Source organism: Stackebrandtia soli (assembly GCF_965137155.1).
Lineage (GTDB): Bacteria > Actinomycetota > Actinomycetes > Mycobacteriales > Micromonosporaceae > Stackebrandtia > Stackebrandtia soli.
In genome coordinates this window covers 1-21,259 of sequence record NZ_CBCRZX010000028.1, presented here as the reverse complement: position 1 = coordinate 21,259, position 21,259 = coordinate 1, and the positions used below count along the sequence as shown (strand labels likewise).

Below are 21,259 nucleotides of genomic sequence, written 5' to 3'. Positions count from 1 at the left end.
TTGCCCAACCAAGCGGGAACCTGTATCCGGTCAGGGGCCGCCCGGTCGGTCCTCCGGGTGCGCGGCGCGCCACTCGTCGAGGGCGGCGAAGAACAGCGACAAGGCGTGGGCCTGGCCACGAACGAACGGATCCCGGTCGTCGGGTTCGACCCCGGCGGCCAGATCGCGCGATGTGACGACCTGGTTCAGACAACTGAGAACGGACGCGATGTCGAACAGGTCGCGCAGGGCGATCGCGTCGGCGTAGTCCCGCCAGCGGTCGCGGTACGCCGCCGCCAGGTCCGCCCGTTCCGTCTCGGCGCGGCGGTGCAGGAAGACGCCGACGTCGAGGAACGGGTGCCCGATGGCGCCGTCGGACCAGTCGTAGGCGACGACGACGCCGTCGTCGCGGACGCCGACGTTCTGGTCGTGGTAGTCGCCGTGCATGAGGGACAGCGGGATCGGACCGTGTTCGAGGCGTTCGCACAGTCGGTGGATCGTCGGCAGCGCCTCCGCGAGCGCGTCGTCGTCGGACGCCAGCTCGCGGGCCTGTTCATAGAGTATGGACGGTCGCCGGTCGGGGCAGCCCACCGCGGTGAGGTCCGCGGTGCGCCCGGCCCAGTGTCGTTGGATGTCGGCGAGGGCGGTCAGCGCCGGTGCCGCCGGTTCGTCGGTTCGGTCGCCGAAGGTGGTGACGCGCATGTCTCGCATGAGGATCCAGCCGCGGTCGGTGTCGACGGCGACCGTTTCGGGGACGCCCTGCCCGTGTTCCGTCGATAGCAGGCTGGTGAGGGCGGGTTCGTGCCAGAAGCCGTGGGCGGGCGCGTCGTCGTGGGCGGGGTGGCCGTAGATGGCTTTGGCGTAGAACGCTCCCTCGCCGGTGTCGAGGCGCCATACGGCGGACAGGGCCCAGTGCTGGACGGGGCGGGGGTCGCCGACGGTCGTCGCTCCCGCTGCTGCGGCGGCGTCCCGCATCCAGGTGACGAACGCGTGGTGCCAGCCGGGTCGGGCCCAGGTCGGTCGCTGGTGCGGGATGACGCCGGTGCGGTGTTCCTCGGCGAGTTGGAGCGCCCGGTCGGTGACGGGGGCCGGGAGGTCGAGGTCGGGGAGGTTCTCGAAGGGGACGGTGGGTGCGTCGGAGTGCTCGGCGGTGTCGAACTCGAGGACGACGACGCGTGGTGTGGTGTCGTCTCCGGGGATGGACACCGACGGGCGGAGGAGCGGGGCGTCGACACCGTGCCCTCTCAGCGCGGTGAGGGCGGAGCCGAGGTCGGGGGCTTCGACGGTGGGGACGGTGGTTCCGGCCGTGATGAGGCCGCCGCGGTGTGGTGCCAGTGCGAGGTATCGCGTCCTCGTCGGTTCAGGCATCGGACTCGATGATCGCCGGGAGGCTGACGCCGATGGGGTCGCGGAGGACGGCGTGGGCGCGATGGTCGTACGGGGTGGGTTGCGCGTTGCAGATGACGACCTTCGCGTCGGCGGCGAGGGCGATGTCGACGAGGCCGGCGGCGGGGTGGACGGTGAGGGAGGTGCCGACGGCGATGAGGACGTCGCAGTCGGCGGCGGCTTCGGCGGCGGCCCGCAGGACGTCCTGTTTGAGGTGTTGTCCGAAGAAAATGGTGGCGGACTTGAGGATGCCGCCGCAGTCGAGGCACGCCGGGTCGGGTTCGCCCGCGGCGACCCGGTCGAGGGCGGAGCGCATGGTCGTCTCGGCGCCGCAGGACAGGCATTCGGCGCCGAAGATGTTGCCGTGCACTTCGATGACGTTCTCGGGGGTGGATCCGGCTTTCTGGTGGAGGCCGTCGATGTTCTGGGTGACGATGGCGCGCAGTTTGCCGTGCTGTTCGAGGCTGGTGAGGGCGCGGTGCGCGTCGTTGGGTTCGACGCTCCAGGCGGGGTGTTCGCCGCGTCTGATCCAGGCGCCGCGGCGGATCTCCGGGTCGTTGACGTAGTGCTCGATGTCGACGTATTTGGCGGATTCGGGGTCGGTCGTCCAGGCGCCGGAGGGGCCGCGGTAGTCGGGGATGCCGGATTCTGTGGAGATGCCGGCGCCGGTGAAGACGGTCACGGCGTCGGCGTCGTTGATCCAGTCACGGACTCTCTGGGCGTTCATCGTTCGAGATTACGGCTTCGTCGGGCGCGGTGACGACGGCGGTTCGACCGCTGCGGCCGGCGATCGCGACCGCGACGGCGGTGAGTGCGACGGCGAGGAGGACGGCGGGTCTGGCGGGTTCGCCGGTGCGGAGGAGGTCGAAGACGACGGCTCCGGCGAGTTGTCCGGCGAGGACGCCGAGGGCCATGCGCAGCACTCCGATGGCTTTGACGGCGATCATGGAGACGACGACGAGGGCCGCGCCGCAGGGGCCGCCGAGGTACAGCCAGGGTTCGCTGGGCCATGTGCCGGTGGGGGTTCCGGAGATGAGGGTGACGACCGCGACGATGGCGTAGAGGACGCCGGTGCCGATGACGAAGTTGATGAGCCCCGTCGACAGGGGGTTGCCGGTGACGTCGTTGACGCGTCCGTTGAAGGCGCCTTGGAGGGCGATCCCGACGCCGATGAGGGCGACGACGGGAACGAGCCACCACAGTGTCAGGTCGCCGCCTCGGCCGGTGTTGGCGATGCCGACCGCGACGATGGCGAGTACGGCGCCGATGGTGCGGTTGCGGGTGACGCGGAGTCGTCCGGAGGGGCCGAGGCCGAGGGCGTCGGTGCCGAGTGCGCCGACGGTGTTGCCGCACACTTGCGCGATGGTGAACAGGGCGACGCCGATGAGGGGGACGGCGGTGGCGCCGGCGAAGACGAAGATCGCACCGAAGACGCCTCCGGTGAACATCCACCATGGAAGGACGGTGCCGCGCAGTGCCGTGAGGCCGCGTCGGACGGACGGCGAGGCGAGTAGGGCGATGACGAAGAGGCTGCCTCCGACGGTGTTCGACACCGCCGACGCCCACAGCGATGATTCGAGTCGGGTGCCGAGTTCACCGTTGATCATGGCCTGCGCGGCGGCGCCGCCACCGCCGGCGACGACGAGCGCTTGGGCCAGCCATGGTGGGATTCGCAGCCGGGTGAGGGGTGTGTCGACGGTGGTCACAGTCGGCACGCGTGGATGTCGGTGACGAGGATGCCGCGTGCGCCGATGGCGTAGAGCTCGTCCATGATGGCGTGGACGTCGGCGCGCGGCGTCATCGACTGGACGGCGACCCAGCCTTCGCGGTGCAGTGGTGACACCGTCGGGGATTCGATGCCGGGGGTGAGGGCGACGGCGCGGTCGAGTGCTTCGGCGTGGACGTCGTAGGCGAGCATGACGTAGCCCCGCGCGACGAGGACGCCCTGAAGGCGTCGGATCAGCGGGGCGCACGCGTCATCGGTGCTACCGCGCCTGCGGATGAGGATCGCCTCGGACTCGACGATGGGTTCGCCGAACACGGTCAGACCGGCTTGTCGGAGTGTCGCCCCGGTGGACACGACGTCGGCGACCGCGTCGGCGACGCCGAGGCCGACCGCGTTCTCGACGGCGCCGTCCAGTCGCACGACGGTCGCGTCGACGCCGTGCGCGGCGAGGTCGGCGGTGACGAGGGTCGGGAACGACGTGGCGACGCGTTGACCGGAGAGCGCGGAGATGTCGTCGATGGTGCCGTGCGGCGCGGCGTAGCGGAACGTCGACGTCCCGAAGCCGAGCGCGAGGGTCTCGGTCGCGTCGGCGCCGGATTCGATGAGGAGGTCTCGCCCGGTGATGCCCAGGTCGAGGTCGCCGGAGGCGACGTAGGTGGCGATGTCCTTGGGGCGCAGGTAGAAGAACTCGACGTTATTGCGGGTGTCGACGGCGGTGAGGTCGCGGTCGGCGCGGCGCTGACGGTATCCGGCCTCGGTGAGCATCTCGGTCGCCGAGCGCGACAGCGATCCCTTGTTGGGGACGGCGATACGCAACATGGATATCCTTAACAGACAGTCGATGGTGGATGATTCTTACAGGTGCCGGTACACGTCCGCCGGGGTGAGGCCACGCGCCACCATCAACACCTGCAGGTGGTACAGCAACTGCGAGATCTCTTCCGCGGTGCGGTCGGGACCCTCGTATTCGGCGGCCATCCACACCTCGGCGGCCTCCTCGACGATCTTCTTCCCGATCGCGTGGACTCCCGCGTCGAGCGCCGCGACGGTGTGCGAACCGGGCGGGCGGGCGGTGGCCTTGTCGGAGAGTTCGGTGTACAGCTGCTCGAAGGACTTCACAGAATGTGATTCTGCCAAGGTGATGGCCGAGTGGCCACCCGCAAGAGGTGCGGGGGCGGGTGTGTCGCGACACACCCGCCCCCGCCGTCGCTCAACGGCGGTTCGCGCCGATCGCGGTGACGGCGACTCGGGCGTCCAACGCGGCGATGGTCGCGTCGTAACCCTTGTCCTCGCTGGAGTCGGCCAGCCCCGCGCGGTCGCGGGCCTGATCGAGCGTGTCGACGGTCAGCACACCGTGCGCGACGGGCGTGCGCGCGTCCAGGGCCACGCGGGTGAGTCCCTCGGTGACGGCCTTGCACACATAGTCGAAGTGCGCGGTGTCGCCGCGCACGACGACGCCGAACGCGACGACCGCGTCGCACACCTCGGCGAGGGCCTGCGCCACGACGGGCAGCTCCACGGAACCGGCGACGCGGACGACCTCGACGTCGGTCACACCGCAGTCGGCGGCGGCCTTGGCGGCGCGTTCGACCATCTGGTCGACGAGGTCCTGATGCCAGCGCGTCGCGACGATGCCGAGCCGCAGCCCGCTCGCGTCGACTGTCAATGCTTGCGGCACACCATGTCCGGCCATCGTCATGCTCCTTCGACTGTGGTTGGGGGCAGGTCCAGCAGGTGACCCATCCGGTCGCGTTTCGTGCGCAGGTACGTGAGGTTGTCGGCGCCGGCGGCGCTGGGCAGGTTCACGAGCGAGCGGACTTTGACGCCGTGCGCCTCGAGATCGTCGCGCTTGCGCGGATTGTGCGTCAGCAACCGCACCGATCTGACACCCAGGTCGGTGAGGACCTGCGCCGCCAACCCGAAGTCGCGGGCGTCGACCGGCAGCCCGAGGTCCACATTGGCGTCGACGGTGTCGCGGCCGTGGTCCTGTCGTTCGTAGGCGCGCAGCTTGTCGAGCAGTCCGATGCCTCGGCCCTCGTGGCCGCGCTGGTATACGACGACGCCACGCCCCTCGGCGGCGATGGCCGCCATCGCGGACCCCAGTTGTGGTCCGCAATCGCAGCGCAACGACCCGAAGGCGTCGCCGGTGAGGCATTCCGAATGGACCCTGGCCAGGACGTCCTCCCCGTCCCCGATGTCGCCGTAGACGAGCGCGACCTGCTCGGTGTCGTCGACGAGCGTGCGGTAGCCGACAGCCGTGAACACGCCGGCGGCGGTGGGCATCCGGGTACTGGCGACCCGTTCGACCAGGTTCTCGGTCCGACGCCGATACGCCACCAGGTCGGCGATCGACACCAGCGCGAGATCGTTCTCGTCGGCGAACTCCCGCAGTCGAGGCAGTCGCAACATCACGCCGTCGGCGTCGGCGATCTCGCAGATGACCCCGGCGGGACGGCGCCCCGCCAAACGAGCGAGGTCGATGGCCGCCTCGGTGTGCCCGACGCGTTCCAGCACTCCACCCGCTTTGGCGCGCAACGGGAACACGTGGCCCGGCCGGGCGAAGTCACCGGCGACACGGGCCGGGTCCGCCAGCGCGGAGATCGTCGCGGCGCGGTCGGCGGCGCTGATGCCGGTCGTCGTGCCGTCGTAGACGTCCACGGACACGGTGAACGCCGTGCTCCGAACGTCGGTATTGCGGGAGACCATGTCCCCCAGCACCAACCGATCCATCTCCGACGACGGCATCGGCACGCAGATCAGGCCCCGACACGACGACATCATGAACGCGACCAGTTCCGGAGTGACCGCGTCGGCGGCCGCGACGAGGTCGCCCTCGTTCTCCCGGTCCTCATCGTCGACGACGATCACGGCCTTGCCCACCGCGATGTCGGCGATGGCGCGTTCGATCGGATCCAAAGTGGTCATGCCCGCACCTCCAGCAACCGCTCGACGTGCTTGGCGAGCACGTCGACCTCCAAGTGGACGGTCGCGCCGACCGCCGCCGCGCCCAAGGTCGTCGCGGCCAGCGTCACCGGAATCAACCCCACGGTGAAACCGCCGTCGCGCAAGCCCGCGACCGTCAGCGACACGCCGTCGACCGCGATCGATCCCTTCTCCACGATGTACCGCAGCAACGCCTCCGGGGCATCGATGTGGACGGTCTCCCACTCGGCCTCGGGCCGCCGCGCCGCGATCCGACCGACACCGTCGACATGCCCCTGGACGATGTGCCCGCCGAGTCGACCGTTGGCGGGAAGCGCCCGCTCCAGATTGACCGGCGCGTCGACGACCAGGTCACCCAACGCGGTGCGCTTGTACGTCTCGCCCATGACGTCGACGGTGAACACGTCACCCTCGACCTCGGTCACCGTCAAACACACTCCGTTGACGGCGATCGAATCGCCGTACCGTGCGTCGCTGGTGACGAGCGGACCCCGAACCGACAACCGGCCCGGCTCCACGGCAGTGACACTGCCGCGCTCTTCGACTATTCCTGTGAACATTCCTCGTGTTCCCTCACCTATGCGGTTACGGGCACACGGCAGGCGGGGAAAACAGCGAGTCACGCCATCGGCAAGGGACACCGACGAACGCGGTCGCGCGCCAACTTCCATCCGGACTATGACCGTCGGCCCCGGAATCTCACCGGGTCAACCGATCACTGGGTGCGATCGGGTCGCGGGCTTGGCGGGAGCGAACGACTCCCCCATCACCGCCGGTTCGGAGTTTCACCGACCCCGCCAGCGCGCATGCTGGTCTACACCGAATTCTGCCACGCCACAACGAGCACGACGCGACGGCGTGCCAGGCCTCACACCCCCGACGCCCGGAGCGAAAACACCTTGCCCCACACCAACGCCACCCCTACGATGGCGCGCATGGGAGCAACGTACATCGACGGCCAGGCGCTCGCCGCCGGGCTGGTCAGGGCTCACGCCCTCGTCATCCGTCCCCGGCGTCGGGCCTGATCCGGCCGGAGCACGCCTCATACCGCTGAGTTGACGACGCGCCGCGCGGCGTAGTCGCGCCGTCGCCTGCTCAGGACCAGTCCCGTTCACTCGGCCGCGGTGGTGTCACGACGCCAACCGCCCAGTGCCGAACTCCCCCGCGCGAAAGCCCGCGGGGCGACCTCGTCGATTCGGCACGCCGAATCGCTTTCGAGACAGCGGGATCAGTTCCAGGTATCGCCTCCCCATCGTCGCGTCCCGCATCGGGCGCCGCGGCACCCTTCGGTCGGGTCACCTCGCACAGGGGTCGGCCTCGATGTCCCGTCAGCGCAACTCGACGACCTCTGTAGACATTCCAATGTGTTCACAGAGGTGGTCGACCCTGTCGCGACCACCTCTCGCCGCCCATCACGGGCACCGAGAGGACCACCATGCCCCGTACCCGCATTCGCCTGGCCCAGAACTTCCTCACCCACCCGCAGGACGCCCACTGGATCGTCGACCAAGCCGGAGTCACCCGTGCCGACACCGTCATCGAGGTCGGATCCGGCCGCGGAATCCTCACCGCCGCACTGGCATCCCGCGTCGCCCACCTCACGACCTACGAGATCGACCCGCGCCTCGCCACCGCCATCGAACGCCACTACCGCGACCACCCGACCGTCGACTGCCGACAGCGCGACTTCCTCACCGCACACCCCCCACATCACCCGTTCGCCGTCGTCGCCAACATCCCGTACAACCGCACCGCCGCGATCGTCGACTGGTGCCTCGCCGCACGACACCTCACCACCGCCACCCTCCTCACCCAGTGGGAATACGCCAACAAACGCACCGGCGGCTACCACCGATGGACCCAACTCACCATCTCCGCCTGGCCCCGCGTCGAATGGCGACTCCTCGGCCGAATCCGACGCACCCGCTTCCACCCGCAGCCCGCCACCGACTCCGGACTCCTCCACCTCCACCAGCGCGCCACCCCGCTCATACCGCGCGCCGCCCTCACGGACTACCACAACACAGTCCACTTGGGATTTTCCGGAGTCGGGGGCAACATCGGCGCCTCACTCCGGCGACGACACGGCTCCCGCGCCGTCACCCGCGCCTGCCGCGACGCCGAACTCGCGCCCACCACCGTTGTCGGCCACATCACGCCCGACCAGTGGATACGGCTCTTCCGATCCCTCGCGCGCCTATGATCCCCGCATGACCGCCATCCTCACCGAGCTATTCGGACTCGCCGGCCGCACCGCCATCGTCACCGGAGGCTCCTCCGGCATCGGTTACGCCATAGCCGAGGCACTCGGATCGGCCGGGGCCCGTGTCGTCCTCATCGCACGGCGCCCCGGCCCCCTCGCCGAAGCACACCGCCGACTCACCGAACAAGGCATCACCTGCGCCACCGTCGAAGCCGACCTGAGCGACCTCGACACCATCGACGCCACCGCCGACGCCGCCACCACCGCTCACGGCGAACCCGACATCCTGGTCACGGCCGCAGGCGTCAACCTACGACCCCCACTACCCGAACTCACCACCGCCGAATGGCGCCACACTCTCGACCTCAACCTCGACGCCCCCTACCGCCTCGGACAACGCTTCGGCCCCGGCATGGCCGAACGCGGACACGGACGCATCATCAACATCGGGTCCCAGCAATCGTTCAACGCGTTCGGCAACTCCGGCGCCTACGGCGTCTCCAAGGCCGCGATCTGCGGACTCACGCGCTCCCAAGCCGAAGCCTGGTCACCCCACGGCGTCTGCTGCAACACCCTCATCCCCGGCTTCGTCTCGACGCCGCTCACCGCCGACACCTTCGCGATCCCCGGCCGCGCCGAACAACTCGCCGCACGCACCATGGCCAAACGCAACGGCGAACCCCGCGACTTCGCCGCCGCCGCACTGTTCCTCGCCGGAGCGGGAGCCGCCTACGTCACCGGCCAGACCATCGCCGTCGACGGAGGATTCAGCGTCCACTAAAGACACGAATGCGACGCGCGTCCCTCACGCCGCCTTCGGCTGCCAAGCCGCGTGATGCGGCTTGTTCGGCGCCCACGCCAGATTCGCCAACTCCGAGAAATCCGCGTTCTGAATCTCGTTCCTGCGGTCATACGCCACATGCGAACCCGGATGCGACTTCGCGACGCTCTTCATCTCCGTCGCCACCGCGACCACCTCACGCGGATCCGCGAACTGCCGCTGATTCGACAACGCGACCCCGATCGACAACGTCGGCAACCTCGCCTGGATCTTGTTCCCCTGCCGATCCTTCGACTCGATGTAACCGCGCTCCGCGTCGACCGGGTCGCACAGAGCCGCGGCGCGCGTCTCGAACTCGGCGATCGCGTGGCGGGTGATCGGCGCGACGAGCAAGGGGTCGCACATGATGATGAAGTCGTCGCCGCCGACATGGCCGATGAACGCCTGCGGGGGGCCCGCCGCCAGAGCGGCGCGGTGCAGCGAACTGGCAAGCGACTGCAGGAATTCGTCGCCTCGAACGAAACCATAGGCGTCGTTGACGCTCTTGAACTGGTTCATGTCCACATAGCATAGAGCAAAGGGTTCGCCGCCGCGTACCCACTCCGCGATCTCGCCGAGGATCCGCGCGTTCCCCGGCAGGCCGGTCAACGGCGAGATCTCCCGGATCTCGCGGTGGCGTCGCAATGCCGAGCGCACCCGCGCGACGACCTCCGCCGCGTCGTACGGTTTGACGATGTAGTCGTCGGCCCCCGCCGTCAACCCCGCGATCCGATCCGCGGACAGGCCTTTCGACGTCACCATGATCAACGGCAGACTCGCCGTCATCGGGTCGCCGCGCAGTTGTCGCGTCAGTTCCAGGCCGTCGATCAGGGGTAGCGCCACCTCCATCAAGACCAGGTCGGGTCGGCGTCGCGCGATCTGCGCCAGCGCCTGGTAACCGTCTCTGGCGACGGAGGTCTCGAATCCGCTGTCACGCAACTGCCCGGCCAGGTACTCCGCCAACTCGGTGTCGACATCGACGACCAGGACTAGCTCTGAGGGGGTGTCAGGTGCGCCGTTCATTCCGTCGCCTCATGTGGTCTCAAGGGGGTGGCGGCCTCGGCGAGCGCGCGCAGACGGCGAATCGCCTCGGCAGGGTCATCGGCGCCGTATACGGCCGTCCCTGCGACGAACGCATCGGCTCCGGCCTCGGCGGCGGCGGCGATCGTGTCGACGGCGATACCGCCATCGACCTCGATCCGCAGCTCCACATGCCCACTGTCACGAGCGTTACGCAGCAGACGGACCTTGTCGAGCAGTTCGGGGATGAACGCCTGCCCACCGAAACCGGCCTTGATCGTCATGATCAATACCGTGTCGAACTCACCCAGCATGCCCAGGTACGGCTCGATCGGGGTGTCCCGATCGATCGCCAGCCCGGCCTTCGTTCCGGCCGCGCGGAGATCGCGCGCCAAACCGACCGGGTCGTCGCACGCCTCGGCGTGGAAGGACACGTTGTACGCGCCCAACTCGGCATAGCCGAGCGCCCACCGCTTCGGGTCCTCGATCATCAGATGGCAGTCCAACGGAACGCGTGACACGTCCGCTATCGCCTTGACGATGGGCGGACCCATCGTCAGGTTCGGCACGAAATGGTTGTCCATGACGTCAACGTGCAGCCAATCGGCATCATCGCCAACCCGCTCCACTTCGCTGGCGAGCCGAGCGAAATCGGCGGACAGAAGACTCGGGGCGATGAGTGGTCGATTGCTGCGCACGTTTGACAGTGTAGGCATACGGCGGACCATAGGTACAGGGCCGACTACGCGGGTTTTGGTCACCGTCGCGTCATGGGAGCGCGCCGCACGACAGTCGCGGACACCGTCCGCGCTCTACTCATGACGGACTGTCGACAACATGGCCGGTCACCGACGTATGGGCTCCACCGCGAACGAGCCTGACGCATGACCGGCACCGTCACGGTGGCGTCAACCCGCCACTGATCCATCATGGATGATGATCAGCCGCGGATCAACGCCGCGAACATCGCGTCCGTGCCATGCCGATGCGGCCACAGCTGGGCGCACGAGCCGACCTCGGCCCCGGTCATGCCCGACGGCAGCAACGGCCCGACCGGGATCAGCTCCCGATCCCCCGCAACCGCCTCCACGACCTCGCGCGTCTCGGCGATCACCGGAGAACACGTCACGTACGCCACGACTCCGCCTGGCCGCACCAGTCTCAACGCCCGCTCGAGCAGCTGGCGCTGCAGCACGGCGAGTTCGGTGACATCCTCGGGCTTGCGACGCCATCGCGCCTCGGGGCGTCGACGCAACGCGCCCAGCCCCGTGCACGGCGCGTCAACGAGGACCCGGTCGAACGTGTCGTCGGCGAACCCCGGATCCCGACCATCGGCCAACACCACCTCGACGGGCAGACCCGCCACGGCCGACTTCACCAGGTCCGCCCGATGCGGCGACACCTCCACCGCGGTCACCGTCGCGGCTCGCAACGCCGCCAAGGACCCCAGCAGGGCGGCCTTTCCGCCCGGACCGGCGCACAGATCGAGCCACCGTTCGTCGGAACCGGTCACCGGCGCGTCCGCCAACAGGGACGCCACCACCTGACTGCCCTCGTCCTGCACGTGCGCGCGTCGATCCGCGACCGCCCCGATATCGCCCGGATCTCCGCCATCGAGATACACCGCGTACGGCGACCACTCCCCAACCCGCCCCGAAACCGCGTCCGCCAAGTCCTCGGCGTCGATCGCGCCGGGACGGGCGCACAGGTGCACCTGAGGTGCGATGTTGTTGGCCCCCAGGGCATCCCGCAGCTCACCGGGTGTACCCAGCGCGGCGTCCAGTTCGGCGACGATCCACTCCGGATGCGCGTACTCCAGGGCGAGATCCGCCGCCTGGGCGCCCGTGGCCAAGGCATCCATCCAGGCATGCGAATCCCGTTGACTGATCCGCCGCATCACCGCGTTGACGAACCCCGCCGGCTTGTGCCCGATCGCCTCCCGCGTCAACGACACGGTCGTATCGACCGCGGCGTGGATCGGGACCCGCGTGCACAGGATCTGGTAAGCGCCCAGTCTCAACGCGTCCAACACCGGAGCATCGATAGTGGACAGTTCTCGACGCGCCGCCACCTCGATCACACGATCCAAGGTGCCCCGCATCCGCAACGAGCCGTACGCCAACTCCGTCGAAAACGCCGCGTCGCGACCCTCGACATGCTCCTGCGACAACAGCTTCGGCAACACCAGATTCGCGTACGCGTCATCGGCGCTGACCGCCCGCAACACGTCGAACGCGACACGACGCGGATTGTCCGACGTCAACGCCCGTCCCTGCCCGCCCGGCTCCCGAGGACTCATGCAAACACGATCGCGTCACGCACGTGTAGACCCCGACCCCACGCATCCGCCGCCATCAACTTCTTCCCCGGCGGCTGCACCTCCACCAACCGCACCGGATCCGTCCCCGTCCCCACATGAACCGCCGACTTCGACACCGCTACCTCACCCGGACCGAGCGCCGGCCCTTCCACGTCCACCACGACCGGACCAACCCGCATCCGCTGACCATCCCACGTCGTCCAGGCACCCGGAGCGGGCGTCACCGCCCGAATCCGACGATCCACCGCGAAGGCCGGATCACCCCACCGCACCCGCGCGTCGTCCACCGACACCTTCGGCGCCAGACTCACCCCGTCCGAGGGCTGCGGAACCGCCACGGCGTCACCCGACTCGATCGCGTGCAACACCTGCGTCAACAACACCGCCCCCGACACGGCCAAGCGCCCCAACAGATCCCCGCTCGTGTCGCCACGCGCGATCGTCTCCGTCACCGTGCCGAACACCGGACCCGTATCGAGACCACGCTCCAACTGGAACACCGAGGCACCCGTCACCGCGTCACCGTGCAACACCGCGTGCTGTACCGGCGCCGCGCCACGCCACGCGGGAAGCAACGAGAAATGCAGATTGATCCACCCGTGCGCCGGAATCTCCAACGCCGACTGCGGCACCAAAGCTCCATAAGCGACAACCGGTACGCAGTCGGGCGCGATCTCCCCCAACCGACGCAGGAACTCCGGCTCCGACGGCTTCACCGGCGTCAGAACCTCGACACCGCGCTCATCCGCCCACGCCGCCACCGGCGAGCGCGACAACGAACGACCACGCCCCACCCGTGCGTCGGGCCGTGTCACCACCGCCGCCAACTCGTGGCCGCCGTCCACGATCGCGTCCAACGACGGCAACGCCACATCGGGCGTGCCCGCGAAAACAAGCTTCATGATTTGAAGAAAACCCCACGATTGTCATGCGGACTGACCTTGACCTTGACCTCACTGGTATACCAGTCGGCTTCGCGAATCGCCTTCATCGCGGCCTTCCGGCGATCCCGATCCATGCGCTCGAGGAACAACACACCGTCCAGGTGGTCGGTCTCGTGCTGAATGCACCGCGACATGAGACCCGTCCCCACGATCTGCAGCGGGTCGCCGTACTCGTTGAAGCCCTTCGCCACCACGTTCATTCGACGCACCGTGTCGAAGTACAGCCCCGGCATCGACAGGCAGCCCTCCGGGCCGTCCTGCTCCTCCTCATCGGGGAACTCGAGCACAGGATTCGCGATGTGACCGACGACTCCGTCCACATCGAATGCGAACACCCGCTTGCCGACCCCCACCTGGGGAGCGGCCAGACCCGCGCCGCCCTGCGATCTCATCGTCGCGATCAGGTCCCGAACGAAGAGCCGAAACTCTTTGTCGAAAGTGGTCACTTCGTCCGCCGCCGTCCGCAGCACCGGGTCACCGAACATCCGCACCGGTTGCACCGTCATCGATTCCACACTCCCGCACACGCTCAAGACAACGGCGGCCAGTCTACGCCTGGTCACGGCCCAGACCGGGCGCCGGTCGCACCGGCGGCAAATCCAGCGAAACGCTCACGAAAAGGCATCATCCAACTACGCTGCGGCATATGGCCAACTCGATCAAATCTCCGCTCAACCCGGATCAGCAGAAAATCGCCGGTGAAGCCCTCCAAGGCGCACTCGTCGACCTGATGGACCTCTCACTCGTCGGCAAACAAGCGCACTGGAATGTCTACGGTCGACACTTCCGGTCCCTCCACCTTCAGCTCGACGAGGTCGTCGACCACGCCCGCACCTCCGCGGACACCGTCGCCGAACGCGCCGTCGCGATCGGGGTGTCACCCGACGGCCGCGCGGGAACGATCGCGAAACTCACCAAGATCGAGAACGTCCCCACCGGGCAACTCGCCGACAGCGAGGTCGTGCGCATCCTCGTCGACGCCTTCGAGACCGTCATCGCGCGCATGCGCGAGCGCATCGACGCCACGGCCGACCCCGACCCGGTCACCCAGGACGTGCTCATCGGGATCAGCTCCCAACTGGAGAAGGAGGCCTGGATGTTCCAGGCCGAGCTCGCCCACTAGACCGCACTACCCGACAACAGTGCTGGCCTGGACAATGACGTCCGGGCCAGCACTACGGTGTGGACGGCCGCTCGCCACCATCCCCGGGGGCTCAGGGGCCTCCGGCCTCCTCCCCAAGGTCGACGCTACTCGTCCGAGCTGAATCCACCCTGAACTGTCCTGAAAGCGCTTCAGGTACGGGACACCGCGCGGCCCCGGATCGGACGCCACCGCCACCAGGCCCTGTGGAAACGCTGGCGCCCACGGCATGACCGATCGGCGCCGGTCACAACAACTCCCTCGGGTCGACCCGGACTCGCACCGGGGCGGCGTCCTTGCGAATCGCGCGCGCCGACACCGCCGCGTGCAGCCCCGCCGATAGAGCCGCCCCGTCTCGCCTCGACACCCTCAGCAACAACCGTTCGCTGTGCTCATCGATGGGAACAGGCCCGAGCGGTTCCACCGACGACGGCAGCGCGCACTCGTCGACGAACTCGGCGACGGCCGCGGGCGAACCGGAGACCGCCGCCATCCGCACCGCGGGCGGAAACCGCAGTTGTGACCGCTGATCGAGCTCGCGCGCGGCGAACCACGCCGGATCCCAACGGACGAGCGCCTGAACCGTGGCGAGCCCGCCGTCCGCCACGACCACGACCGTTCCCCCGTCGCGGGCCGGTCGCGCCAACGCCACGGCAGCAGACCAGCGACGGAAGGTCTCCTCCTCGGCTCGCAGGTCGGCTCGGCTCAACAGTGCCCAGGCGTCCAGGAGGAGAACCGCGCCGTAGCCCCCGGGTACGCGGGGTTCCGCGCCCGGTGTCGCGACCACGATGGATGGACCGGCGGGGATCTCGTCGAGGATCTCGCTTCCGCCGGACGTGCGGACGACGGTCGGCGCGAACGCCCGGCCCAGTTCCTCCGCCGTTCGCGCGGCGCCGACGACGACCGCGCGCAGTCTGCGTCCGCCGCATTCGGGGCAGCGGAAGTCCTCCTCCGGTTGACCGCACCATTGGCAGACCGGTGCGGCGGAACGGCTCGAGCGCGCCAATGGCCCACCGCACCGGGAACAGCCCGCGCGGCGACGGCAATCCTGGCAGGACAAAGCGGGGAGGTAGCCGCGTCGGGGTGACTGGACGAGCACGGGCGCGTCGGCGCGTAGTGCGGCCCTGGCCGTCCGCCACGCGACCGATGGAAGCCGCGCGGTCGTGGAATCGGGGTCGGCGGCCAGATCGGAGTCGTCCCCCACCGGTACGACCCGTGGTGCCCAGGAGCGCACGACGTCACGGTCGGCGGTCAACGGTCGGGCCCATCCTGACTCGACGAGGAGTTGCGCCTGAGGTGTGCGGCTGTGCCCGGCGACGATGACGGCCGTGGACTCCAGTTCCGCGCGGGTCAGCAGGACCTCGCGCGCGTGCGGGTAGGGGGCGTGCGGGTCGCTGTGGGATTCGTCGCCGTCGTCCCAGATGCCCACGAGGCCAAGGTTTTCGACGGGCGCGAACATCGCCGCGCGCGTGCCCGCCACGACCGGCACGAGACCGCGACGGACACGCAGGAACGCACGATACCGCTTCGCGGGCCCGAGCGCCGCCGACAGGCTGACGTGCCGATCCGGACCAAGCACATAGGATAGCTGGGCGTCCAGGCGGTCGAGGTCGCGCTGGTCGGGGACGATGAGCAGGGCGCCCTTCCCCGACGCGGCGGTGGCGGCGGCCGCCTCGGCCAGCCGTGTCGGCCAGTCCTCCCCCGGCAGACTGTCCCAGACGACGCGTGGCATTCGTCTGTCACGCAACGCTTCCAGGAAGGATTCGCCGTGCCGGTATCGACGCCATTCGGCGGGCGGCGGATCGACGATCGGTCCGGCTGGTTCTGGTGGTGGGTCCTTCTCGACGCGAGCCTGTCTTGGCGGCACCGCCAGTCGCAGGACGTCCGAGAGGTTGCCCGCGTACCGGTCGGCCACGGCCCTGGCGAGCCGTGCGACGTTCTCGGAGAGGACGGGTTCCGCCGAGACGACTGCGGCGAGGCTGCGCAGGGGTCCGGCGTATTCGTCGCTGGCCGGTCCGATCTCCACGACGAAGCCGGACATGCGTCGGCCCGAGAACGGGACGCGGACGCGGCACCCCGGCACCGGGGCGGGTGTGAGCTCTGCGGGGATTCGGTAGTCGAACAGCCGGTCGAGGTGTGGGAGCGGAGAATCGATGCACACCCGCGCGACGATCGGTCGGGGCGCGTCGAACAACATGCCGTATTTGTACCTCACGGGTGTGACGCCGCCTCGACTCTCGGACACATCCACGAAAGTCCACATTGATCGATTGATCGATGATGGGTGCCGTAGGCGCCTTTTGTTCGGGAACCGAGCGGGTTCGGGTTCGGCGGCGCCGCAAGAGCACCAAAACCTCGGGCTCGATATACCTCTTTGACGTTCCCGTGCGAGATCGCGAACCCGTCCCTCTGGTAATGAACGTGTCAGGAACCGCAAAGTAGGGCTGTTCGGTTGAGCCCGTCGAGTTGTGGTGCCTCGTTTGGTTGGTTATGAAGCCCGCGCGGTTGGATGATCTGGTTTACCACTGGACCTTGCTGGACGACGAGAAGCCGTTGGAGGGAAACAAGTCTGGCGCGACCCGGTTGGGGTTCGTTCTGCTGTTGAAGTTCTTCACTTCGTATGGCCGGTTCCCTCGTGGCCGCGCGGAGTTGGCCGATGATGTGGTCGAGTGTGAGGCCAAGCAGGTCAAGAATGGAGCCGTCTGACCTGTCGTTCTATGAGCGGTCTGGTCGCACTGCGGGGTACCACCGGGCTCAGATCCGTAAGCATCTGGGGTTTCGGGAATGCGGTGTCGCGGACGCGGAGAAGCTGACGACATGGTTGGCCGAGGAGGTGTGCCAGGCTGAACGCATTCCGGAATCAGCGCCTCGTGGCGTATGGCGGCCTGTGACGTATTGGCCAACGGCATCCCAGCACAAGGAGATCGTGGAGTGCCTGGCGGGCAAGGGATCTCGCCTGTGGCCCGACGCCTTCTGCGGCGGCAGCCGCACAGGCGCTTATATTACGTTCATGTCGAATCGTGACCACACCGAAAGCCTCCGCAGCGCTGAACGGCGACTCCAGGCCGCCCAGTTGACGTCCGATGTCGATGCACTGAGCGAACTGATCGACGACGCGGCATGGTTCACGGGCCCAGACGGAAACCTCTACTCCAAGCAGGACGATCTAGGCGCTCACGCAGCCGGACATCAAATGCTGAACCGCGTTGAGGAAGAAGACCTGCGGGTGCTGGCCACCGCACACACCGGTGTCACCTGGTTCCTCGGCACCCTGGCGGGCACCGTCGGCGGCCAACCAATGACCGCCCGCATGCGCTACACCCGAACGTGGGCCCGAGACGACCAGAGCGGCTGGAAGATCATCGCGGCCCATGCCATATTCCTTACCGAAGACACCACCGATGCCAACTAAGAGGCCTACGGCCATCTAAGAGTGCTCATTACGGACAGCACCGAGGCATCAAGACCCTGACGTTGGTGGGTCCGAGGCGTCGCCTGTTTCGCAGCATCCCTGGATCATTGCCTCGGCGCCTACCACGTTATCGATATCGTTCGAATTGCCTCACTGCGTTGCCCACATCGCGCGTCGACCTGACATCGAACCACCGGCTCACGGGTCGAGCAGAAGTCCTAGGACCCGCATCGCCAGATCCGACTCCTCCAGGTTCCATCTGCCCGAACGTGCGACCTCATTGGTGGCCCAGAACACCGACGGGCCGCCCGACACCCGCGCGAACTCGGCATAACTCGCCCCGTTCCCACCGTTGTGCCACGCCACCTCGACGTCCCCGACGTCGAGCATCACCCACCCGTAGCCATAGTGCGACGACTCGGACGCGTCCTCGGCGACCCAGGGCTCGAACAGTCGGTTCCGCGCCGGCGCGGAAAGGACCGCGTCGCCGTCCAGCGCCCTACTCCAAGCGGCCATGTCCGTCGCCGTGGAGAGGACGCCGCCATTACCGAGAAGGTTCCAATAGGGACCATTCGCGCCCCACGTCCGTTCGTTCGGACGGCCGAGTGGCAACCCGTCCGGACCGTGCTCGACAGCGACATCGCGGCGATCCCAGTCGGGAAGGAGATAGCCGGTGCGGCTCATCCCGAGCGGCGCGAAGAACGCGTCGGCAAGGAACCTCTCATACGACCCCGACGTCAGCTCCTCCACGATCGCGGCCAAGACGCTGTAGCCCACATTGGAGTAGACGTATCGAACACCCGGCGCCGCGAGTGGAACCGAGGCCGCCATAGCGTCGATCAACCCCGAGCGGGACAACGGATCGTCGTCCGGACCAAGGGTATCGATCAGCCCAGAGGTGTGCGTGAGCAACTGATGGACCGTGATCTCGGCCTTGTCGCCCATCCCGGTGAAGAAGCGACCCAGTCGATCACCAGGGTCAAGCTCACCGAGCGTCCACAGTCTCACGATCGCGGCGGCGGTGAACTGCTTGGTCACGGAGCCGATGTCGTACACCGTCTCCACAGTCGCGGCCACGCCCCCGACGGGATCGGACTCACCGAAACCCTTCGCGTACAGCGTCTTCCCGTTCGACGTCGCAATCAACGTCAAGCCGACCCCGGGCGGCGCGGCATCCGCGATCAGCGCGTCGACGGCCTCCTCCATCGTCGGCCCGCCGGTCAGCGCCCGGTACGTCACACCACCGAGCGCACCGAGCCCAGCCACTGTCAGGGCCCCGCCGAGAAGACGGCGCCGACTGCCTCGTCGTGTGTCCATCATGTTCCTCCCTCCAGACCGACGTCGGTCGTCCTCAGTAGCCGCACGCGTCGAGCCCTCGATGAAAACTGAAGGACGACACCCACTCGACGAGCTGCCGATCACTCGGCGCCCGGTTCCCGGTCCGCACCATCACGGACGATCCGTCCACAGAAGACTCAATGACCAGCACACGGCGGCCGTCGCGATCCACGGCGAGCCGACCACTCTCGCCGTCGACGACCACCGACTCCACGTCCGTCAAGTCTTCCCACGACACCGCCCCGACCTCGACAGTCACCGTGAACTCCTCACCCCGGACGACGTGTCGCAGGCTCGCGGTCGCGCCATCGGTGACGCCCGTGTTCGCCTCGACGTCGTCCCCAGACAGCATCTCGACCACGGCGACCTCGGTTACACGCCCGTCGACGGACTCCACACACACCTTTACCTCGTCGGCACCGAACATCGCGGCGAGCTCGTCGCTCTGGGGCGTCGACAGTCCGATCCCGACTCCGGTGATCGAGACGGCCGCCACGGCCAAGACCCCCGCGATTCGTTGACGGGCCACTCGACGACGGCCGCGCGCCTTCACCGACGTCAACAGCTCCGTGGGCATGGGAGCGCTCCTCGCGTGCCGCCGCAGCTCACCACGCAACGCCGCGTCGAGTTCGTCGTCATTCATGTCGATACCTCCACAGTTCGGAAGCCGCTCACGACGTCGGGGTGCGTTCGCAGCCAAGCCAGGGCACGACTGGCGTGGACCCGCACGGTCGCGCGCGAACAACCGAGTAGTTCGGCGATCCGGTCATCGGGCAGGTCCTCATAGAAGCGCAGGACGAGGACGGCGCGCTGGCGGCGGGGAAGACACGCCAAAGCCCGCCACAGCGCGTCCTGGTCAACGACTCGCTGGGAATCGTCACCGATGACGCGCGTATCGCCGACGTCCTCGACGGCGCGCTCTCCCGCCGACCGCCGACGCCGCCATGACAGGTACTGCCGCAGGATCGCCTTCCGCACGTACGCGTCGGGGTTGGCGTCCCGTTCGATGCGATGCCAACGTCGATGGCAGCGTGCGAGCGCCTCCTGCACGAAGTCCTCGGCCCGGTGGGAATCGGCGCACAGAAGGAACGCGAAGCGGAGCAAGACTGCCCCACGCGCTCGCACATAGGCGTCGAAATCGTCCATGCCGCTCCCAGTTGTGGTCTCTCACAATGAAAGACGCGGCGTGCGGTGCGAACTGTGTACGCATGCCGCAAGTTCTTTCGTCGTCTTCTATCCGAACCGCCGCGTGGACGCACATTCTCGGCCGTCTAATCGCGTGGCGGCTCAGGTCCGAGCTCTCGGCCCGCCCCGCACGGACCGCCGTCACCGCGTTCGGACGATCCATGATCCGCCCCGAAAAATACAAACACTGTGATTAGCACTCGCCCGCGAAGCCGCCAGAACCTGACACCCCACCACGACCATGTAAGGGACGCCCGAGTCGTCGGGCGGCCCTTCCCCTTGCCCAAGGATCGAACAGGACCAACCGAATGCGACCCGTCCTCACCAACCGATCACACTCGACGACGATCGTCGGAGTGCGGTGGTAGATACCAATTCCGGGATGAATAGTCCAGGGCCGGTGCTCACGCGAACAACGACCCAACGAACGCTAGCTGCGCAACCCGTGGAAGCCTGATCCTCAAACAGGGTTCGCGGCCATGACCCCGAGAACGGGCGCTGGAGATTCCCTTCCCGTGGTCGGGAAACGACAACCCACTGAACTCCGCCAGGAACCGACGCGCCACCCCATGAACAACTATCCCCTCACCCTCGAGCTTCGCGCAGAGCCCCGTCACATCCACCCGACGCCCCGGAAACCACCCCGCCACCGTCAACGTCCGCACCGACTCCACCGACAACCCACTCACCCAGTCTCCATCGTCCCGTTGACAGCCACCCACCCGAACACCTCCGAACCGGCATCATCAATGAGCGCCGTATCGAAACCCGCAATCCCCAACACATCCCGCACCGCGGCATTCATCGTCTCCACAACCGCCCGATCAAGCCAACACACCTCA

General features: G+C 67.9%; 23 protein-coding genes and 1 riboswitch. Of the genes, 5 read left to right on the top strand and 18 right to left on the bottom strand.

Going from position 1 to position 21,259, the window contains the following annotated elements:
• Nucleotides 1-30: 30 nt before the first annotated feature.
• The 8 genes from ACM9NP_RS16130 to ACM9NP_RS16095 all read right to left on the bottom strand — a co-directional run bounded on the left by ACM9NP_RS16130 (nucleotide 31) and on the right by ACM9NP_RS16095 (nucleotide 6,594).
• Nucleotides 31-1,347, bottom strand: a complete 1,317-nt coding sequence (locus tag ACM9NP_RS16130) for a phosphotransferase (protein WP_415647526.1) — start codon at nucleotides 1,345-1,347, stop codon at nucleotides 31-33.
• Nucleotides 1,340-2,092 carry an SIR2 family NAD-dependent protein deacylase gene (locus ACM9NP_RS16125; protein ID WP_415647525.1) on the bottom strand — a complete coding sequence of 251 codons (753 nt, stop codon included), beginning with the start codon at nucleotides 2,090-2,092 and terminating at the stop codon, nucleotides 1,340-1,342. Before ACM9NP_RS16125 ends, ACM9NP_RS16130 begins: the two co-directional genes overlap by 8 nt.
• Complete coding sequence (locus tag ACM9NP_RS16120) at nucleotides 2,070-3,080, bottom strand: DMT family transporter (RefSeq protein WP_415647524.1); 1,011 nt, start codon at nucleotides 3,078-3,080, stop codon at nucleotides 2,070-2,072. The genes ACM9NP_RS16125 and ACM9NP_RS16120 overlap by 23 nt, the downstream gene beginning before the upstream one ends.
• Nucleotides 3,068-3,910, bottom strand: a complete 843-nt coding sequence (gene hisG, locus ACM9NP_RS16115) for an ATP phosphoribosyltransferase (protein ID WP_415647523.1) — start codon at nucleotides 3,908-3,910, stop codon at nucleotides 3,068-3,070. Before hisG ends, ACM9NP_RS16120 begins: the two co-directional genes overlap by 13 nt.
• A 36-nt stretch (nucleotides 3,911-3,946) precedes the next feature.
• Nucleotides 3,947-4,210 (bottom strand): phosphoribosyl-ATP diphosphatase, encoded by a 264-nt coding sequence (locus ACM9NP_RS16110; protein ID WP_415647522.1) that lies wholly within the window; start codon nucleotides 4,208-4,210, stop codon nucleotides 3,947-3,949.
• Nucleotides 4,211-4,301: 91 nt separating this feature from the next.
• Entirely contained in the window at nucleotides 4,302-4,784 is a 483-nt protein-coding gene (gene ribH, locus ACM9NP_RS16105) for a 6,7-dimethyl-8-ribityllumazine synthase (protein WP_415647521.1), read from the bottom strand.
• Between the two features lie 2 nt (nucleotides 4,785-4,786).
• Nucleotides 4,787-6,016, bottom strand: a complete 1,230-nt coding sequence (locus tag ACM9NP_RS16100) for a bifunctional 3,4-dihydroxy-2-butanone-4-phosphate synthase/GTP cyclohydrolase II (protein WP_415647520.1) — start codon at nucleotides 6,014-6,016, stop codon at nucleotides 4,787-4,789.
• A complete protein-coding gene (locus ACM9NP_RS16095) occupies nucleotides 6,013-6,594 on the bottom strand; it encodes a riboflavin synthase (protein WP_415647519.1) in 582 nt (193 codons plus the stop codon). The genes ACM9NP_RS16100 and ACM9NP_RS16095 overlap by 4 nt, the downstream gene beginning before the upstream one ends.
• A gap of 95 nt (nucleotides 6,595-6,689) precedes the next feature.
• A riboswitch (FMN riboswitch) is annotated at nucleotides 6,690-6,840 on the bottom strand.
• A gap of 629 nt (nucleotides 6,841-7,469) precedes the next feature.
• Here ACM9NP_RS16095 and erm point away from each other — a divergent pair.
• On the top strand, nucleotides 7,470-8,237 hold the full coding sequence (gene erm, locus ACM9NP_RS16090) for a 23S ribosomal RNA methyltransferase Erm (protein ID WP_415647518.1): 768 nt from the start codon (nucleotides 7,470-7,472) through the stop codon (nucleotides 8,235-8,237).
• A 7-nt stretch (nucleotides 8,238-8,244) separates the two neighbouring features.
• Nucleotides 8,245-9,018, top strand: coding sequence for an SDR family NAD(P)-dependent oxidoreductase (locus tag ACM9NP_RS16085; RefSeq protein ID WP_415647517.1), 774 nt, complete (start codon nucleotides 8,245-8,247; stop codon nucleotides 9,016-9,018).
• Between the two features lie 24 nt (nucleotides 9,019-9,042).
• Here the strand turns inward: ACM9NP_RS16085 and ACM9NP_RS16080 are convergent, their stop codons facing one another.
• The 5 genes from ACM9NP_RS16080 to def form a co-directional block, all read right to left on the bottom strand.
• Nucleotides 9,043-10,080 (bottom strand): response regulator, encoded by a 1,038-nt coding sequence (locus ACM9NP_RS16080; protein WP_415647516.1) that lies wholly within the window; start codon nucleotides 10,078-10,080, stop codon nucleotides 9,043-9,045.
• Nucleotides 10,077-10,793 carry a ribulose-phosphate 3-epimerase gene (gene rpe / locus ACM9NP_RS16075; RefSeq protein ID WP_415647515.1) on the bottom strand — a complete coding sequence of 239 codons (717 nt, stop codon included), beginning with the start codon at nucleotides 10,791-10,793 and terminating at the stop codon, nucleotides 10,077-10,079. The genes ACM9NP_RS16080 and rpe overlap by 4 nt, the downstream gene beginning before the upstream one ends.
• A gap of 224 nt (nucleotides 10,794-11,017) precedes the next feature.
• Nucleotides 11,018-12,376 carry an RsmB/NOP family class I SAM-dependent RNA methyltransferase gene (locus ACM9NP_RS16070; RefSeq protein ID WP_415647514.1) on the bottom strand — a complete coding sequence of 453 codons (1,359 nt, stop codon included), beginning with the start codon at nucleotides 12,374-12,376 and terminating at the stop codon, nucleotides 11,018-11,020.
• Nucleotides 12,373-13,299 (bottom strand): methionyl-tRNA formyltransferase, encoded by a 927-nt coding sequence (gene fmt / locus ACM9NP_RS16065; RefSeq protein ID WP_415647513.1) that lies wholly within the window; start codon nucleotides 13,297-13,299, stop codon nucleotides 12,373-12,375. The genes ACM9NP_RS16070 and fmt overlap by 4 nt, the downstream gene beginning before the upstream one ends.
• Entirely contained in the window at nucleotides 13,296-13,847 is a 552-nt protein-coding gene (gene def, locus ACM9NP_RS16060) for a peptide deformylase (RefSeq protein ID WP_415647512.1), read from the bottom strand. The genes fmt and def overlap by 4 nt, the downstream gene beginning before the upstream one ends.
• Nucleotides 13,848-13,987: 140 nt before the next feature.
• Between def and ACM9NP_RS16055 the strand changes: the two genes are divergently transcribed.
• A complete protein-coding gene (locus tag ACM9NP_RS16055; protein WP_415647511.1) occupies nucleotides 13,988-14,464 on the top strand; it encodes a Dps family protein in 477 nt (158 codons plus the stop codon).
• Between the two features lie 265 nt (nucleotides 14,465-14,729).
• Here the strand turns inward: ACM9NP_RS16055 and ACM9NP_RS16050 are convergent, their stop codons facing one another.
• Nucleotides 14,730-16,637 (bottom strand): primosomal protein N', encoded by a 1,908-nt coding sequence (locus ACM9NP_RS16050; protein WP_415647565.1) that lies wholly within the window; start codon nucleotides 16,635-16,637, stop codon nucleotides 14,730-14,732.
• Between the two features lie 350 nt (nucleotides 16,638-16,987).
• Between ACM9NP_RS16050 and ACM9NP_RS16045 the strand changes: the two genes are divergently transcribed.
• Nucleotides 16,988-17,188 carry a hypothetical protein gene (locus ACM9NP_RS16045; protein WP_415647510.1) on the top strand — a complete coding sequence of 67 codons (201 nt, stop codon included), beginning with the start codon at nucleotides 16,988-16,990 and terminating at the stop codon, nucleotides 17,186-17,188.
• Between the two features lie 304 nt (nucleotides 17,189-17,492).
• Nucleotides 17,493-17,894: a nuclear transport factor 2 family protein gene (locus ACM9NP_RS16040; RefSeq protein WP_415647564.1), complete on the top strand. Its 402-nt coding sequence runs from the start codon at nucleotides 17,493-17,495 to the stop codon at nucleotides 17,892-17,894.
• A gap of 198 nt (nucleotides 17,895-18,092) precedes the next feature.
• Here the strand turns inward: ACM9NP_RS16040 and ACM9NP_RS16035 are convergent, their stop codons facing one another.
• The 4 genes from ACM9NP_RS16035 to ACM9NP_RS16020 form a co-directional block, all read right to left on the bottom strand.
• Nucleotides 18,093-19,211: a serine hydrolase domain-containing protein gene (locus ACM9NP_RS16035; protein WP_415647509.1), complete on the bottom strand. Its 1,119-nt coding sequence runs from the start codon at nucleotides 19,209-19,211 to the stop codon at nucleotides 18,093-18,095.
• Nucleotides 19,212-19,245: 34 nt separating this feature from the next.
• A complete protein-coding gene (locus tag ACM9NP_RS16030; RefSeq protein WP_415647508.1) occupies nucleotides 19,246-19,875 on the bottom strand; it encodes a hypothetical protein in 630 nt (209 codons plus the stop codon).
• Complete coding sequence (locus ACM9NP_RS16025; RefSeq protein WP_415647507.1) at nucleotides 19,872-20,378, bottom strand: SigE family RNA polymerase sigma factor; 507 nt, start codon at nucleotides 20,376-20,378, stop codon at nucleotides 19,872-19,874. Before ACM9NP_RS16025 ends, ACM9NP_RS16030 begins: the two co-directional genes overlap by 4 nt.
• A gap of 443 nt (nucleotides 20,379-20,821) precedes the next feature.
• Nucleotides 20,822-21,067 (bottom strand): SUKH-3 domain-containing protein, encoded by a 246-nt coding sequence (locus tag ACM9NP_RS16020; protein ID WP_415647563.1) that lies wholly within the window; start codon nucleotides 21,065-21,067, stop codon nucleotides 20,822-20,824.
• Nucleotides 21,068-21,259: the final 192 nt, after the last annotated feature.

Bases quoted from the DNA above. Each gene is read 5' to 3' on its own strand.
- ACM9NP_RS16070 (WP_415647514.1), bottom strand. From the start codon at position 12,376: ATGAGTCCTCGGGAGCCGGGCGGGCAGGGACGGGCGTTGACGTCGGAC.
- ACM9NP_RS16125 (WP_415647525.1), bottom strand. From the start codon at position 2,092: ATGAACGCCCAGAGAGTCCGTGACTGGATCAACGACGCCGACGCCGTG.
- ACM9NP_RS16055 (WP_415647511.1), top strand. From the start codon at position 13,988: ATGGCCAACTCGATCAAATCTCCGCTCAACCCGGATCAGCAGAAAATC.
- ribH (WP_415647521.1), bottom strand. From the start codon at position 4,784: ATGGCCGGACATGGTGTGCCGCAAGCATTGACAGTCGACGCGAGCGGG.
- ACM9NP_RS16095 (WP_415647519.1), bottom strand. From the start codon at position 6,594: ATGTTCACAGGAATAGTCGAAGAGCGCGGCAGTGTCACTGCCGTGGAG.
- rpe (WP_415647515.1), bottom strand. From the start codon at position 10,793: ATGCCTACACTGTCAAACGTGCGCAGCAATCGACCACTCATCGCCCCG.
- ACM9NP_RS16080 (WP_415647516.1), bottom strand. From the start codon at position 10,080: ATGAACGGCGCACCTGACACCCCCTCAGAGCTAGTCCTGGTCGTCGAT.
- def (WP_415647512.1), bottom strand. From the start codon at position 13,847: ATGACGGTGCAACCGGTGCGGATGTTCGGTGACCCGGTGCTGCGGACG.
- hisG (WP_415647523.1), bottom strand. From the start codon at position 3,910: ATGTTGCGTATCGCCGTCCCCAACAAGGGATCGCTGTCGCGCTCGGCG.
- ACM9NP_RS16130 (WP_415647526.1), bottom strand. From the start codon at position 1,347: ATGCCTGAACCGACGAGGACGCGATACCTCGCACTGGCACCACACCGC.
- ACM9NP_RS16040 (WP_415647564.1), top strand. From the start codon at position 17,493: ATGTCGAATCGTGACCACACCGAAAGCCTCCGCAGCGCTGAACGGCGA.
- ACM9NP_RS16100 (WP_415647520.1), bottom strand. From the start codon at position 6,016: ATGACCACTTTGGATCCGATCGAACGCGCCATCGCCGACATCGCGGTG.
- ACM9NP_RS16085 (WP_415647517.1), top strand. From the start codon at position 8,245: ATGACCGCCATCCTCACCGAGCTATTCGGACTCGCCGGCCGCACCGCC.
- ACM9NP_RS16035 (WP_415647509.1), bottom strand. From the start codon at position 19,211: ATGGACACACGACGAGGCAGTCGGCGCCGTCTTCTCGGCGGGGCCCTG.
- ACM9NP_RS16030 (WP_415647508.1), bottom strand. From the start codon at position 19,875: ATGAATGACGACGAACTCGACGCGGCGTTGCGTGGTGAGCTGCGGCGG.
- ACM9NP_RS16025 (WP_415647507.1), bottom strand. From the start codon at position 20,378: ATGGACGATTTCGACGCCTATGTGCGAGCGCGTGGGGCAGTCTTGCTC.
- fmt (WP_415647513.1), bottom strand. From the start codon at position 13,299: ATGAAGCTTGTTTTCGCGGGCACGCCCGATGTGGCGTTGCCGTCGTTG.
- erm (WP_415647518.1), top strand. From the start codon at position 7,470: ATGCCCCGTACCCGCATTCGCCTGGCCCAGAACTTCCTCACCCACCCG.